The following is a 13,358-nucleotide window of genomic DNA, read 5'->3' on the forward strand; positions in this document are numbered from 1 at the left end:
GTTTCTACCTGATCGATGCCAAGGACCTCAACGAAGCGATTCAGGTCGCCGGCAACATTCCGGCGGCCCGGGTCGGCAGCGTCGAAGTGCGCCCGGTGCGGCAGCTGAATGTCTGACGTCCGGGCGCGGGTCGAGCAGGTCTATCGCGAGGATTCGCGGCGGATCCTCGCGACGCTGATTCGCCTGCTCGGCGATTTCGACCTCGCCGAAGAAGCCTTGCACGAGGCGTTCTTCGTCGCGGTCGAGCGCTGGCAGCGCGACGGTGTGCCGGACAATCCGCGCACCTGGCTGGTGTCCACCGGGCGCTTCAAGGCCATCGACGTGCTGCGCCGACGTGCGCGTTTCAAAGCCTCGCAGCCATTGCTGCTGGCGCAACTTGAAGAACTGGAACAGGCCGACTGGAGTGGCGAAGATGTGGAAGACGATCGCCTGCGGTTGATCTTCACCTGCTGTCACCCGGCGCTGGCGGCGGATGCGCAAGTGCCGCTGACCTTGCGCGAAGTCTGCGACCTCACCACTGAAGAAATTGCCCGCGCCTTTCTCTCGGCGCCGGCGGCCATCGCCCAGCGCATCGTGCGGGCCAAAGCCAAGATCCGTGACGCGAAAATCCCCTATCAAGTCCCCAGCCTGAGCGAACTGCCCGAACGCCTCGACAGCGTGTTGCGGGTGATCTATCTGGTGTTTAACGAAGGCTATTCGGCGTCGATGGGGGCTGAACTGATCCGTGAAGACCTGACCCGCGAGGCGATCAGGCTCGGGCGTTTGCTGATGGAGCTGCTGCCGGAACCGGAGGTGATGGGGCTGTTGGCGTTGATGCTGCTGCACGAGTCGCGGCGGCCGGCGCGCACCTCGCCGGACGGCGAGTTGGTACTGCTGGATGACCAGGACCGCTCGCGCTGGGATGCCGCGTTGATTGTCGAAGGTTGCGCACTGGTGGAGCGGGCGCTGACCACACGGCGATTCGGTCCGTATTGCCTGCAAGCGGCGATTGCTGCGGTGCATGCCGAGGCGCCTTCAGCGGCGCAAACGGATTGGCAGCAGATCGTCGGGCTGTATGACGTATTGCTCCGAGCGATGCCATCGCCGGTGATCGAACTGAACCGCGCGGTGGCGGTGGCCAAACGGGATGGGGCGTTGGCCGGGTTGACGCTGATCGAGGGGATCCTGGATCGCGGCGAATTGCAGGATTACCACCTGGCGCATTCGGCGCGGGCGGAGTTCTGTCGGCAGTTGGGGCGGGTGGAGCAGGCGCGGCTGGCGTATCGGCGAGCGCTGGAGCTGACGCGGCAGGAGCCGGAGCGGCGGTTTATCGAGGGGCGGCTGAGCGAACTGGATTGACCCGAGACCTTCAGTGGCCTTACTGACCTCTTCGCGAGCAAGCTCGCTCCCACAGGTGATCGCATTCCAAATGTGGGAGCGAGCTTGCTCGCGAAGAGGTCAGTAAGGCCAGTCTCAATAAATCAGGCCTGCTCGCGAATGGGCGCGCCACCTATTCCAGCATCTTGCTCAACAACCAGCTCCCCGCCGGCCCTGGCGGATAAATCCGCGACCACAACGCATCGACGTACACCGGTCGTGGCCAGCCGCGCACGGTCAGTTCCACCAGCGAGCCATTACCGAAGCGCCCCACCAGCCAGCGCGGCAGCGCCGCCCAGCCAAAGCCCATCTCGGCCATTTCCATCAACATCAGGTAACTCGGTGCGGACCACACCCGACCCTTCGCCCGGCTGTCGTAGGGGTTGACGATGGTCGCCAGCCGCAACTCGCGATGCTGCTGCAGAACCGCCTGATCGATATTTTCGACGCCGGTCAGGTTGTGGTCGTCCTTCACGAACAGGGCAATGTCGGTGCGCTCGGCCACCGTCGAGGTCACCAGGTCCGGCGGATAGCTGTCCTGCATTTCGGCAAACGCCAGATGTGCGCGACCACGCTGGACCAGTTCGATTAGGTCGTCGCACTCGGCGATCAGGCATTCCAGCTCCAGATCGGGATAACGCTGCTCGAACTCGACCAGTGCCGCTTCGAAGCGCGCCGATTGGTAGGTATCGGAAAGCGCCACGGTCAGCTTCGGCTCGACGCCTTCGGCCAGTTGCCGCGCCGTCATCTCCATGCGACTGCTGGCCGCCAGAATCGCTTCGGCCCGTTGCAGCATCACATGGCCGGCCGGGGTCAGGCTCGGTTTGCGGCTGGTGCGATCGAACAGTTGCAGATCGAGGTCGATCTCCAGGCTGGCCACTGCCGCGCTGATGGTCGACTGACTGCGCCCCAGTTTGCGCGCCGCCGCCGAGAACGAACCTTGGGTCGCCGCCTGGACGAACGCCAGCAGCACTTCCTGCGAAATCATCAACTATCGCCTTGGTAGATGGTTATTGGTTATGAAGTATCGGTATCCAGGTGGATCATGGCAACCATCTTCACAGAGGAGTCAGGCCATGACTGCCAACAAATCCATCGTTGAACGAATTTGCCAGGCCATCGGTTTCGAACTGCTGGCGATCCTGATCTGTACCCCGTTGCTGGCGTGGATCATGGATAAACCGCTGCTCGACATGGGCGCGGTGACCGTGCTGATCGCGTTGTTGGCACTGGCGTGGAACGTGGTGTTCAACCGCTTCTTCGACCGCATGCTTGCGCGCCTGAACGTCGCCCACACCGCTTGGGTGCGCGTGATCCATGCACTGCTGTTCGAAGGGGGCTTGATCGTGATGGGCGTGCCGCTGATTGCCTGGTGGCTGTCGGTCAGCCTGTGGCAGGCGTTCCTGCTGGACATCGGCGTACTGCTGTTCTTCCTGCCGTACACCTACGTGTATCACTGGGGCTATGACGTGGTGCGGGAGCGCTTCTTGATGTCGCGTGCGGTTTAAATCCGCACTACAACCTGTGGCGAGGAGCGCTTGCTCCCTCGCCACAATGTGTGTTCGCGGATTTCAGTGTCAGAGGAACATCCCGCCCGACGCTTCAACCCGCTGGCCATTGATCCACTGGCCACCCGGCGACAGCAGCAACGCCAGCGCGCCACCAATGTCGTCCGGCTGCCCGGCACGGCCCAGTGCGGTGTTGCTGGCGACCATCGCATTGATGGCTGAGTTGTCGCGCACCGCACCGCCACCGAAGTCAGTCTCGATTGCCCCCGGCGCCAGAATGTTCACGCCGATCTGCCGTGCACCGAGTTCCTTGGCCTGATAGCGGGTCAGCACTTCCATTGCCCCTTTCATTGCCGCGTAGGCGCCGTAGCCCGGCAGGCTGAAGCGGGTCAGGCCGCTGGAAATGTTGATGATGCGCCCGCCGTCGTTGATCAGCGGCAGCAATTGCTGGGTCAGGAAGAACGGCCCTTTGAGCTGGATGTTCATCAGCAGGTCGAACTGCTCTGGCGTGGTCTCGGCGAACAGGGCGTGCACACCGATCCCGGCGTTGTTGATCAGGAAATCGAAGCGCGAACGTCCGAAGGTCTCTTGCAACGCCTGCTCAATCCGTACGCCGAAATCGGCGAAGCTGTCGCTGCGGCCGACGTCCAGTTGCAGCATCACGGCTTTGGCGCCGCGGTGTTCCAGTTCAGTCACCAGCGCCTGGGCTTCATCGGCGCGGCTGTGGTAAGTGCCAATGATGTCGATGCCCTGGGCGGCGAGGTGCAGTGCGGCGTTTTTGCCCAGGCCACGACTGGCACCGGTGATCAATGCGATTTTGCGATTCATGTGAAATCCTCGATTGCGGTGAGTGGTGTTGAGCAAAGTTTATTTATCCGCCATGAGGTGATAAACAGACTGAAACCGGAATCACTGGTCGGATCTACCGAACAATTAGCGGGTGTCCTCATGAACAAACTGGAACTGCTGCGCACCTTCGTCCGGGTCAGCGAACTGTCGAGTTTCACCCTCGCCGGCGAAAGCCTGGGGCTGCCGCGCTCGACGGTGTCCGAGCATGTGCAGGCGCTGGAAGCCCTGCTCGGTACACGCCTGCTGCAACGCACCACGCGCAAGGTGCAGGCGACGCAGGATGGTCTGGTGCTGTACGAGCGCAGCAAGGATCTGCTGTCGCACATGGATGAGATCGAGGGCTTGTTTCGTCAGGATCCGGCCTCGCTGAGCGGTCGGATTCGCGTCGACATGCCGAACATTCTCTCGCGCCGCCTGATCATGCCGCGGCTGCCTGAGTTCATGGCGCGTCACCCGAATCTGGAGCTGGAAATCAGCAGCACCGACCGCCGCGTTGATCTGCTCAGCGAAGGTTTCGATTGCGTGGTGCGCATCGGCGCGCAGCCGGATCAGTCAGTGGTGGCGCGGCACCTCGGTGACTTCCCGATGATCAACTGCGCGAGCCCAGCGTACCTCGAACGTTACGGCGTGCCGCAGACGCTGGAGGATCTGGCGCAGCATCGACTGGTGCATTACGTGGGCGTGCTCGGTTCGCGCTCGGAAGGGTTTGTGTATGAACAGGACGGGCAGGTACGGCGCCTGCCGATGGCTGGCAGTGTCACGGTCAACAGCACCGATGCCTACGAGTCGGCTTGCCTGGGCGGCTTCGGCTTGATTCAGGTGCCGCGCACCGGCATGCAGCCGCACCTGGACACGGGTGAACTGGTGATTGTGCTGCCGCAGTTCACTGCGCCGGCGATGGGGATTTCGATTCTGTATGCGCGACAACGACATTTGCCGTTGCGGGTGCGGGTGTTCATGGATTGGTTGGGCGAGGTGATTCGTTCGACGCTCTGACTCACGCCGCAGATCAACTGTAGCGAGCCTGCTCGCGATGGCGTCCTGTCAGTCGATGCAGAGGTGACAGATGTACCGCTATCGCGAGCAGGCGAAGGCCTACAAGGGAACCCGTGTTGTTCAGAAGAACCGGGTAAACAGCCAATACAGGCTACCCGACAGCAGAATCGCCGCCGGCAGCGTCAGCACCCACGCCATCAGCAGATTGCGGATGGTCTTCATCTGCAAACCACCGCCATTGGCGACCATGGTCCCGGCCACGCCCGATGACAGCACATGGGTGGTCGACACCGGCAAACCGAACATGTCCGCTGCGCCGATGGTCAGCATCGCCACGGTTTCCGCCGAGGCGCCCTGGGCGTAGGTCAGGTGGGTCTTGCCGATTTTCTCGCCGACCGTCACCACAATCCGTTTCCAGCCGACCATGGTCCCCAGTCCCAAAGCGATGGCCACGGCGATCTTCACCCACAACGGAATGAACCGCGTAGCGTTGTCGATCTGCTGCTTGAACAGTTGCAGTTTGTCAGTGGTGTCGGCGTCGAAGTTGCCGACCTTGTTCTTGTCCATCAGGCGAATACTTTCGCTGGCCAGGTACATGTCGTTGCGCACGTTGCCCATGGCTTCGGCCGGGACTTTCGACAGCGAGCCATAGCCTTTGACCTGTTCACCAATGTGCCCGGTCAGAGCGGCGAGGGCGGGGATCAGTTGCGGCGTCGCTTGCTTGCTGCGCACGTAATCGGAGAGCACCGGACGCGGATCGGCCGGGGCCGGCAGCGGGGTGTTTTTTATCAGCGCCTGCTGGGTGACCTCGGCCACCGCGGCGAACTGCAACGCCTGATCGGCGGGCATGGTGCGGTTAAGCGCATAGGCCATCGGCAAGGTGCCGACCAGAATCAGCATGATCAGGCCCATGCCTTTCTGCCCGTCGTTGGAGCCGTGGGCGAAGGACACGCCGGTGCAGGTGACGATCAACAAACCACGAATCCACCACGGTGGCGGGGTGTTGCCTTCCGGGGCCTTGTACAGCGCACGGTTATTCACGAACGCACGCAGGGCCAGCAGCAACAGCGCCGCGCAACCGAAACCCACCAGCGGCGACAGCAGCAAGGCGTAACCAATCTTGGTCGCCTGCGCCCAGTCCACACCGCTGGTGCCGTCGCGCCCGTGCATCAGGGCATTGGCCACGCCGACGCCGATGATCGAACCGATCAGGGTGTGCGACGACGAGGCTGGCAGGCCCAGCCACCAAGTGCCGAGGTTCCACAGGATCGCCGCGATCAACAGGGCGAAGATCATCGCGAAACCGGCGGACGAACCGACCTGCAGAATCAACTCCACTGGCAGCAAAGCGATGATGCCGAACGCCACCGCGCCGCTGGACAGCAGCACCCCGAGAAAATTGAAGAACCCCGACCAGACCACCGCCACGTTCGGCGGCAGCGAGTGGGTGTAGATCACCGTTGCGACCGCGTTGGCGGTGTCGTGGAACCCGTTGACGAACTCAAAGCCCAGCGCAATCAGCAGCGCCACGCCGAGCAGCAGAAACGGCGTCCAGGTGGTGACGGTGGTGCCCAGCTCGTGCATGTCATGCATCAGGCTGTAGGCGGTGAACAGCATCCCCATGGCCAGCACTGCGAAAAAAATCACGTAGGTGAACGGGCTGGCTTTATTGTCGAGGGCGGGTCTGCCGCTGGGGGCGGACGCCTGGCGGGCGGTCAGGGAAGGAGTAGCCATGAGCGGACAATCCTGAGCGAGGAAAGGAGTGTCGCCCATGATCGTTGCTAAATATTACAGAGAAGCTGCGTCAGATCAGTGTTTGCGGGATTAGTCTGACCATTGATCCCAGGGCAATAAACAGCCGCTGTAGGCGTGAGCCTGCTCGCGATGAGGTTGGCACATTCAACACAGAGGTGCCTGCCACACCGCTATCGCGAGCAGGCTCACGCCTGCAAGGGATCTGTGTTGGGACAGACTATTTAGCGGGTTAGTAGTCCCCACGCTTGCGAAATGCCCAGCGCCCGGCAATCACGGTGAACGTCGCCACCAGTGCCACCAGAATCCAGAACCCCTCCGGATCTGTCGCCAGCGGTACACCGCCAACGTTCATGCCGAAGAAACCGGCGATGATGTTGATCGGCAGCGCCAGCACCGTGACCACGGTGAGGGTGAACAGCGTGCGGTTGCTTTGTTCGTTGAGGTTGGCGGCGATCTCTTCCTGGAGCAACTTGATCCGCTCGCCGAGGGCGGTGAGGTCGTTGATGATCAGCGCAAACTCCTCGGTGGACTTGCGCAACTCCTTGACGTCCTCCTTTTGCAGCCACGGCGGCGGCCGGTTGAGCAGGCGCAGCAACGAGCCCGGTTCCAGCGCCAGCAGCCGTTGCAGGCGCACCAGTACGCGACGATTGGCGCCCAGTTCGGCGCGGTTGGTCGACAGGCGCGAGGAAAGCAATTCGTCCTCGACCTGGTCGACGCTCATGCTGGTCTTGCGCACGATCTGTGTCAGCACTTCGCCCTGATCGCGCAGCAGGTGCACGAGCAATTCCGACGGCGAACGAAAACGCTCACCGGCCTTCACCGACGAGCGCAGTTTGTCCACCGAGTGCAGCGGTTGCAGGCGTGCACTGACGATCAGTTTGCTGCGCACGCAGACCCACAGCGTCGACACGTCCGAAGAGACCATGCTGCTGAGGTTGAACACCACGTCGTTGACCACCGCCAGCAACGCCGAATCGACGTGCTCGATGCGCGTCGAACGCGAACCTTCGTGCAGCGCTTCGAAAAACTCTTCGGGCAATTGCAGATGGCTTTTCATCCAGCGCTCACACGCGGCGTGGGCCAGGTTCAGGTGCAGCCAGAGAAATTCACCGCTGTCGCCGTCTTCTTGCAGACAGCGCAGGGCGGTGGCCGAATCGACTTCGCGGCCCTTTTCACCGGGCAGGAAACGAAAGCCGTAGAGCAAACCGAACAAGTCAGGATCACGATGACTGAGGTCGAGGCTGTGGTTCATGGAGGCTCGCTGCGAGGAGGGCGTCCGGGGCGGAATTCCCGGATTCACCTGAGCCGCATCATCGCAATGTCACATGACGCTTGTGTGACAGCAAAATGACGTCAAATCAGCGACTTACCGGCGGTCGGAATTTCTTCAAGAAGCGCTCTGGCACGCCGATCACGCTTAGGTTACGTTGCGCGCGCTTGGCCAAGAGCCAAGGCTCGCCGACATGGATGTCCGGCAAAATCCCACGCCTTATCGGGCGTGCCTCATCCCTGTCCTGAGTATCTTGCGATGCTGCAAAAATCCCTGAGAGCGCAAATTCTCGCCCTGCTGAGCGGCAGCCTGCTGGCGATGCTGTTGATCGCGCTGGCCTGCTTTCACTTCCTGTCCAACGGCGTACAGAACTACAGCCAGTTGATCGCCGGTCCGTTGCACACCTCGCAACTGATCGACGAAGCCAACCTGCAATTCAAGGTGCAGGTGCAGGAATGGAAAAACGTCCTGCTGCGCGGCAAGCAACCGGCGGATCTGAGCAAATACTGGAGCCAGTTCGAAGATCGCCAGCGCGATGTACAGAACATCCTTGGCGAACTGGCCGGCCAGAAAGGCATCGAGCCGGCGCTGAAAACCCGCATCGAACGCCTGCGTGAAGAACACCGCCTGCTCGGCGCTGCCTACCAGAAGGGGCGCGATGCCTACGTGGCTGCCGGTGCCGATCCAACGGCTGGCGATGCCGCCGTCAAAGGCGTGGACCGTGCCGCCAGCGAGCAGATGAGCGCGTTGGTGGCCGAACTGCGCAAGCAGGGTGACGAGCAATCGCTGCAAATCAACGACAGTGCCAACAGCACCGTAATGCTGGGTATTCTGGTGATGCTCGGCTCCGGTCTGCTGATCGGTCTGTTGAGCCTGTGGCTGGTCAACCGCAACCTGATCGAACCGATCCGCAAGCTGATCGATTACGTCACCCAGTTGAGCCGCGGGCGCCTCGCTGAGCGTGTCGCCAACGACCGTCAGGACGAGTTGGGCAACCTCGCGGCAGCCGCCAATACCCTGCGTGATTTCCTTGCTGAAACCTTCACTCATCTGCAACGCAGCGCCAGTGATCTGGACAGCGCCAGCGGCGAGTTGAATGCGATCGCCACGACCATGGCCGGCGGCACCAACGAGCAGTTCAACCGCACCGACCAGGTGGCCACGGCGATGAACGAAATGTCCGCCACCGCCCAGGAAGTGGCGCGCCATGCCGCCGATGCCGCGCGCGCTGCCGATGATGCCGACCAGTCCGCTCAACAGGGCGAAAAGGTCATGCAGAGCACCATTCACTCCATCACCCAGATGCGCGGTGAAATCGCCAACACCGCCACGGTGATCCGTCGTCTGGAAGCCGACAGCGGCCGTATCGGCAAGGTGCTGGAAGTGATTCGCGGCATCGCCGAGCAGACCAATCTGCTGGCGTTGAACGCGGCGATTGAAGCGGCGCGGGCCGGTGAGGCCGGGCGTGGTTTTGCCGTGGTCGCCGATGAAGTGCGCAACCTGGCGCAACGCACGGCGGAGTCGATCATCGAGATCAACCAGATCATTCAGAGCGTGCAGACCGGCGCGGTGGACGCGGCCCAAGCCATCGACAGCGGCCAGTCGCGCAGCGATGAAAGCGTCGAGCAAGTGACCCAGGCCGGCGCCATGCTCGAGCGCATCACCCACGCCGTGGAAGCGATCCGCGACATGAACCGGCAGATCGCGACGGCGGCGGAAGAGCAGACTTCGGTGGCCGAAGACATCTCGCGCAACCTCACTGAGATCACTTCGATTGCCAGTACCAACCTCGACAACGTGCAGCGCACCGAAACGGCCAGCCAGAACCTGCATGGCCTGTCCGGGCAACTCAATGAAGTCACCGCTCGCCTGAGCGCGTGAGCCGTTGGCTGTGTACCGGTTCGGATACCGAGTCGGTACACAGTCAATCTCAAATTGCTGCGCACAGGGTCGATGACCGGGTATCTAAAACCGGCATTGGAGCACTCCCATGGTCAGCATCACGTCTGTCTCGATCAACCAGACCCTCAGCACCTCGACAAGCAAAACGTCGATCACTGACGCCAGCGAAGACACCTCTGCCAGCGCCACGGCCAGCACCAGCGCCGCCACCGACGCCCCGAAAGCTGCCGGCGGTGCAGCTCCGTCCGGCGACAGCAGTTCCAGCAGCAGCGAAGAATCGGATTCGGTGAAGGAACTGCGCAAGCAGATTGCCGAACTGCAGAAGCAATTGCAGGAGGAACAGCAGGCGCTGCAAGCGGCGCAGGCGAAGCAGGACAACTCGGATGCCAAGGCGGCTGAAGTGGCAGCGGCTCAGGCGCAGGTCAGCGCCACCTCGGCGTCCCTGTCAACCGCAACCGCATCACTGTTGCAGGCCTTGCAGGACTCCGACTCGAGCACTTCGGGGTCGTTGGTCAGCACCTCGGTGTGAAGCCTTTTCCCCTCACCCTAGCCCTCTCCCAAGGGCGAGGGCACTGACCGCGGTGACTATTCGAGCTACGCCGACCTGAAATATCGAAGCGCACTCAGGTCCTTGTTGTTTTCCTGATCGGCTTCAAGATTGCGAGTCGAACTCAGGCTTTGAAAAGCCCCCGATCGGCTCCCCCTTGGGGGAGAGGGCTGGGGTGAGGGGGAGAAAATCTCACTGACAACACATCAAAAAAGCCGAACACAAAAAAGCCGCACACAAAAAAGCCGCACGATTTCTCAATCGTGCGGCTTTCCGTATTCGCTGTATCAAGTGTCTTGCTTGTTGCTCAGCACCTTGCCGGTGGTGGCGTCGAAGTCGACGTCGAACTCTTTGCCGTCAGCGGTTTTCAGCTCAACTTCATATTCATAACCGTTGAAGTGGTTATCCAGGTCGGTGTCGGTGATGGTCGCACCCGGATGCAGTTTCAGCGCTTCGGCATTCATCGACTCCAGCGACTTGATCTTGCCGTCTTTAACCAGTTGCGGAATCTGATCGACGCGCACATCAGCCTGGGCCAGGCCAGCGGTGAGGGTCAGGGCAGCGGCGGTAAACAGGGCAGTCAAAGTTTTCATGAGTTCGTTCCTTGCTTGTTTAAGTGCGTGTTCTGTTGAAGTGAGTTCAGATTAATCACTGCAACTTAATTCACCCTTAAAACAACGCATCGCGCGCAGGACTCGTAGGAGCGAGCCTGCTCGCGATGCGGACAACCGGGTTTATCTATCAGAACCCGTTGTTCTTCAACACCTGATCAACACTGGCACTGGCCGGGCGCTTGTAGAACTTCAACAGCTCACTGGCGCGGTTGGTGAAAATGCCGTCGACACCGGCGGCCATGACTTTCTCGAAGTCCACCGGCTCATCGACGGTGTACACGTGCACCAGCATGCCCTGATCGTGGGTGTACTTATTCATCCACGGTTGCACTAGGTCCGAATAACTCTGGTCGCCGCCCTTGGTCAGCTTCGCCGAAGGGCCGGTGCCGATCGCCCCTTGCGCCTTGGCGTAATCGACCCACTGCTTGAACTCGGCTTCGGACTTCGGTTCCTGCTTGCCGTAAAACACGTTCTTGTCCTTCTCGCCGGAGTCGGCGAAAGACACTTTCGATTTTGGTTCGATGCTGCCTTCACCGACCCACAACAGCAGGATCTTCGGCACTTGCGGCATTTCCTTTTGCAGCAGTTCGAGGCTGTTTTTCTCGAAGGTCTGCAGGATCACCTTGCCTTTGCCCTGGCCGACGCCGAGCTCGCTCTTGGCCAGTTTCGAACCGGCCTGGCTCAACCAGCCGCGGTCCTGCAGCTTCTCCTTGAGGTCATGCTCGATGCCGGGAAATAGCTGCGGCTCTTTGGTTTCGATGTACAAGCCCGGCTTGTGTTTCGGGTTGGCCTGGGCGATGTCGATAATCTCGTCCAGGGTCAGGATTTTCAGGCCGGCGTAGGTCGGACGCGCGCGATCCGGGTAGGCCGTGTTGTACCAACTGCCGGCGTCGAGGGTTTTCAATTCGGCCATGGTGAAGGCATTGGCCGGGCTGTCCTTGCGCTCCGGGAACTTGCTGGCGACGTCAGTGGTGCGTTGCAGGTTGTTGTCGTGCAGGGCGAACAGCACGCCGTCCTTGCTGCGCTGCAAGTCCATTTCCAGGTAATCGGCGCCGAGGTCGCGGGCCAGTTTGTAGGACGCGGCGGTGGACTCCGGTGCATCGAAGGACGCGCCACGGTGGGCGATCACCGCTGGGTGCGGGATACCGTGTGCCGCAGCGACGGCCTCGGGATCGGTCTGGCTGGCGGCCTGCGCCTGACCGAGAGCGAGCAGCAGGCTCAGCATGAGGGCGCTTTTGGTGAAAGTGGCGGGCATGTTCGAGTTCCTTTCGCAGGGCATTTTCAAAGACGTACCTTTTAACAACTGAATCGGTTGCGTGCTATCGCCAGACCGACATAAACGTATTAAAAGCGATTTTTCCTGCACTTTTGTGGCGCGGTTTGCAGTACGCTTGCCCTCGGCAGACGTCCCGGCAGAGGGCGCGCCGTTCCGTTGCCCTGCGTGTAAACCATCGAACACTTTTCGTGAGGTTTACCATGCGCATCACCTCCCAACTCATCTGCCAGGCGGCCGACGACCTCAAGGGCTTTGTCGGCCTCAACCGCAAAACCGGTCAGTACATCGTGCGATTCAGCGAAGATTCGTTCGGCATGGACGTGGCCGATGACGGCATCATTCCCACCAGCGAATTTGTCTGGGCGGCGGCCTCTGAGACGACCATGACCCTGAAGCGCGAGCTGATTCAGTTACTGCTGGATCAGAACATCCATGACCGGATCAACATCACCGAGCCGTTGCGGGTGTACATGAGCAAGGTTGAGGTGCCGGAGATCGTGGCGGTGCGCAGTCTGGTGAGGGGCTGAGATTTTGCGCAGTCTGTGAAGGCCTCTTCGCGAGCAAGCTCGCTCCCACAGTTGATCGCATTCCTCCTGTGGGAGCGAGCTTGCTCGCGAAGAGGCCAATCAGTGCGCCGCTGCACTCACTGCCCAAACCGATACTCGCGCTCCACCCGACACACCTGCGTGTGGAATTTCGAATACCACTGCGCGCGCCCACGCGCCTGAATCACCCGGTGCTCGGGATGCTCGCGCCAGGCCAGAATAGCCTCCTCGCTCGCCCAGTACGAAATGGTGATCCCGACCCCGTCCTCGCCCCGGATCGAATCCACGCCGAGGAACCCCGACTGCTGCACAACCAGTTCCATCATCCGCTCGGATGCCGCCGCGTAACCGTTGTCGCCCTCGGTGCGGGTCGAGGTGAAAATCACCGCGAAGCACGGCTCGTTGGGCTTCATTGGCGTTGCTCAGCGCACGCTTCGACGAACGCCCGTACCAGCGGCGGAACGAGCCCCTTGAGCGCCGCACGTTCCGGCTGAAACAGCGTCGCGACAAAGAACACGTGGTCGTTCAATTCGATCGCGCGTAAATCGCCCGCCGAATCATGGCCCACGGCGTGTAGCCGATGGGTCAGCAACTCTCGCTCGAACTGCGGATTCACACCGAAGCGGCAGCGATAGCCTTCGTGAATCTCGGACGTTTCGTACGCCTTGGCGATCAACGAGCCTGCGACCAGATGAATGCTGTCCACGGCTTCCACCAACGAACAGGTCAGCGGCGTGAGA

The 13,358-nt window shown here is 61.3% G+C and carries 14 protein-coding genes and 2 pseudogenes; 8 read left to right on the forward strand and 8 right to left on the reverse strand.

What is annotated here, in order from left to right; translation table 11 throughout:
• Together DBR24_RS24545 and DBR24_RS24550 are read left to right on the forward strand one after the other, a co-directional pair.
• On the forward strand, positions 1-116 hold a 116-nt coding region (locus DBR24_RS24545), incomplete at its 5' end, for a YciI family protein (protein ID WP_256591798.1).
• The gene (locus tag DBR24_RS24550; protein WP_128616034.1) at positions 109-1,338 is read left to right on the forward strand and encodes an RNA polymerase sigma factor; all 1,230 of its coding nucleotides are present in this window, start codon (positions 109-111) and stop codon (positions 1,336-1,338) included. The genes DBR24_RS24545 and DBR24_RS24550, both read left to right, overlap by 8 nt.
• A gap of 151 nt (positions 1,339-1,489) precedes the next feature.
• Here DBR24_RS24550 and DBR24_RS24555 read toward each other — a convergent pair whose 3' ends face one another.
• Positions 1,490-2,344: a LysR family transcriptional regulator gene (locus tag DBR24_RS24555; RefSeq protein WP_123467077.1), complete on the reverse strand. Its 855-nt coding sequence runs from the start codon at positions 2,342-2,344 to the stop codon at positions 1,490-1,492.
• Positions 2,345-2,432: 88 nt separating this feature from the next.
• Between DBR24_RS24555 and DBR24_RS24560 the strand changes: the two genes are divergently transcribed.
• Positions 2,433-2,864: a multidrug/biocide efflux PACE transporter gene (locus DBR24_RS24560; protein WP_128616035.1), complete on the forward strand. Its 432-nt coding sequence runs from the start codon at positions 2,433-2,435 to the stop codon at positions 2,862-2,864.
• A gap of 69 nt (positions 2,865-2,933) precedes the next feature.
• Here the strand turns inward: DBR24_RS24560 and DBR24_RS24565 are convergent, their stop codons facing one another.
• On the reverse strand, positions 2,934-3,692 hold the full coding sequence (locus tag DBR24_RS24565) for an SDR family NAD(P)-dependent oxidoreductase (RefSeq protein ID WP_123467073.1): 759 nt from the start codon (positions 3,690-3,692) through the stop codon (positions 2,934-2,936).
• Positions 3,693-3,812: 120 nt separating this feature from the next.
• On the opposite strand from DBR24_RS24565, the gene DBR24_RS24570 reads away from it, so the two are divergent.
• Complete coding sequence (locus tag DBR24_RS24570; protein WP_123467071.1) at positions 3,813-4,709, forward strand: LysR family transcriptional regulator; 897 nt, start codon at positions 3,813-3,815, stop codon at positions 4,707-4,709.
• Between the two features lie 120 nt (positions 4,710-4,829).
• Here DBR24_RS24570 and DBR24_RS24575 read toward each other — a convergent pair whose 3' ends face one another.
• Both DBR24_RS24575 and DBR24_RS24580 read right to left on the reverse strand, forming a co-directional pair.
• Positions 4,830-6,443, reverse strand: coding sequence for an inorganic phosphate transporter (locus DBR24_RS24575; protein ID WP_128616036.1), 1,614 nt, complete (start codon positions 6,441-6,443; stop codon positions 4,830-4,832).
• 250 nt (positions 6,444-6,693) lie between these two features.
• A complete protein-coding gene (locus DBR24_RS24580) occupies positions 6,694-7,716 on the reverse strand; it encodes a transporter (RefSeq protein ID WP_123467067.1) in 1,023 nt (340 codons plus the stop codon).
• Positions 7,717-8,571: 855 nt separating this feature from the next.
• On the opposite strand from DBR24_RS24580, the pseudogene DBR24_RS34940 reads away from it, so the two are divergent.
• The 3 genes and pseudogenes from DBR24_RS34940 to DBR24_RS24590 form a co-directional block, all read left to right on the forward strand.
• Positions 8,572-8,730, forward strand: a pseudogene (locus DBR24_RS34940) (HAMP domain-containing protein); the annotation flags it as partial.
• Positions 8,731-8,901: 171 nt separating this feature from the next.
• Positions 8,902-9,615, forward strand: coding sequence for a methyl-accepting chemotaxis protein (locus DBR24_RS34945; protein WP_371921350.1), 714 nt, complete (start codon positions 8,902-8,904; stop codon positions 9,613-9,615).
• A gap of 109 nt (positions 9,616-9,724) precedes the next feature.
• Positions 9,725-10,165: a hypothetical protein gene (locus tag DBR24_RS24590; protein ID WP_128616038.1), complete on the forward strand. Its 441-nt coding sequence runs from the start codon at positions 9,725-9,727 to the stop codon at positions 10,163-10,165.
• A 305-nt stretch (positions 10,166-10,470) separates the two neighbouring features.
• Here DBR24_RS24590 and DBR24_RS24595 read toward each other — a convergent pair whose 3' ends face one another.
• Positions 10,471-10,776: a PepSY domain-containing protein gene (locus DBR24_RS24595; RefSeq protein ID WP_064588817.1), complete on the reverse strand. Its 306-nt coding sequence runs from the start codon at positions 10,774-10,776 to the stop codon at positions 10,471-10,473.
• Positions 10,777-10,924: 148 nt separating this feature from the next.
• A complete protein-coding gene (locus tag DBR24_RS24600) occupies positions 10,925-12,052 on the reverse strand; it encodes a glycerophosphodiester phosphodiesterase (protein ID WP_123467061.1) in 1,128 nt (375 codons plus the stop codon).
• 221 nt (positions 12,053-12,273) lie between these two features.
• Between DBR24_RS24600 and DBR24_RS24605 the strand changes: the two genes are divergently transcribed.
• Entirely contained in the window at positions 12,274-12,600 is a 327-nt protein-coding gene (locus tag DBR24_RS24605; protein WP_123467059.1) for a DUF2025 family protein, read from the forward strand.
• A 116-nt stretch (positions 12,601-12,716) separates the two neighbouring features.
• On the opposite strand, the gene DBR24_RS24610 is transcribed toward DBR24_RS24605, so the two are convergent.
• Complete coding sequence (locus DBR24_RS24610; protein WP_128616039.1) at positions 12,717-13,031, reverse strand: antibiotic biosynthesis monooxygenase; 315 nt, start codon at positions 13,029-13,031, stop codon at positions 12,717-12,719.
• Positions 13,028-13,358: pseudogene (locus tag DBR24_RS24615) on the reverse strand (hypothetical protein); the annotation flags it as partial. The gene DBR24_RS24610 and the pseudogene DBR24_RS24615, both read right to left, overlap by 4 nt.

The organism is Pseudomonas sp. HMWF006, from assembly GCF_003061205.1.
Lineage (GTDB): Bacteria > Pseudomonadota > Gammaproteobacteria > Pseudomonadales > Pseudomonadaceae > Aquipseudomonas > Aquipseudomonas monsensis.

What these genes read in the sequence shown, in the direction of transcription:
- DBR24_RS24550 (WP_128616034.1), top strand. Translation starts at nt 109, where the DNA reads ATGTCTGACGTCCGGGCGCGGGTCGAGCAGGTCTATCGCGAGGATTCG.
- DBR24_RS24555 (WP_123467077.1), bottom strand. Translation starts at nt 2,344, where the DNA reads ATGATTTCGCAGGAAGTGCTGCTGGCGTTCGTCCAGGCGGCGACCCAA.
- DBR24_RS24560 (WP_128616035.1), top strand. Translation starts at nt 2,433, where the DNA reads ATGACTGCCAACAAATCCATCGTTGAACGAATTTGCCAGGCCATCGGT.
- DBR24_RS24565 (WP_123467073.1), bottom strand. Translation starts at nt 3,692, where the DNA reads ATGAATCGCAAAATCGCATTGATCACCGGTGCCAGTCGTGGCCTGGGC.
- DBR24_RS24570 (WP_123467071.1), top strand. Translation starts at nt 3,813, where the DNA reads ATGAACAAACTGGAACTGCTGCGCACCTTCGTCCGGGTCAGCGAACTG.
- DBR24_RS24575 (WP_128616036.1), bottom strand. Translation starts at nt 6,443, where the DNA reads ATGGCTACTCCTTCCCTGACCGCCCGCCAGGCGTCCGCCCCCAGCGGC.
- DBR24_RS24580 (WP_123467067.1), bottom strand. Translation starts at nt 7,716, where the DNA reads ATGAACCACAGCCTCGACCTCAGTCATCGTGATCCTGACTTGTTCGGT.
- DBR24_RS34945 (WP_371921350.1), top strand. Translation starts at nt 8,902, where the DNA reads ATGAACGAAATGTCCGCCACCGCCCAGGAAGTGGCGCGCCATGCCGCC.
- DBR24_RS24590 (WP_128616038.1), top strand. Translation starts at nt 9,725, where the DNA reads ATGGTCAGCATCACGTCTGTCTCGATCAACCAGACCCTCAGCACCTCG.
- DBR24_RS24595 (WP_064588817.1), bottom strand. Translation starts at nt 10,776, where the DNA reads ATGAAAACTTTGACTGCCCTGTTTACCGCCGCTGCCCTGACCCTCACC.
- DBR24_RS24600 (WP_123467061.1), bottom strand. Translation starts at nt 12,052, where the DNA reads ATGCCCGCCACTTTCACCAAAAGCGCCCTCATGCTGAGCCTGCTGCTC.
- DBR24_RS24605 (WP_123467059.1), top strand. Translation starts at nt 12,274, where the DNA reads ATGCGCATCACCTCCCAACTCATCTGCCAGGCGGCCGACGACCTCAAG.
- DBR24_RS24610 (WP_128616039.1), bottom strand. Translation starts at nt 13,031, where the DNA reads ATGAAGCCCAACGAGCCGTGCTTCGCGGTGATTTTCACCTCGACCCGC.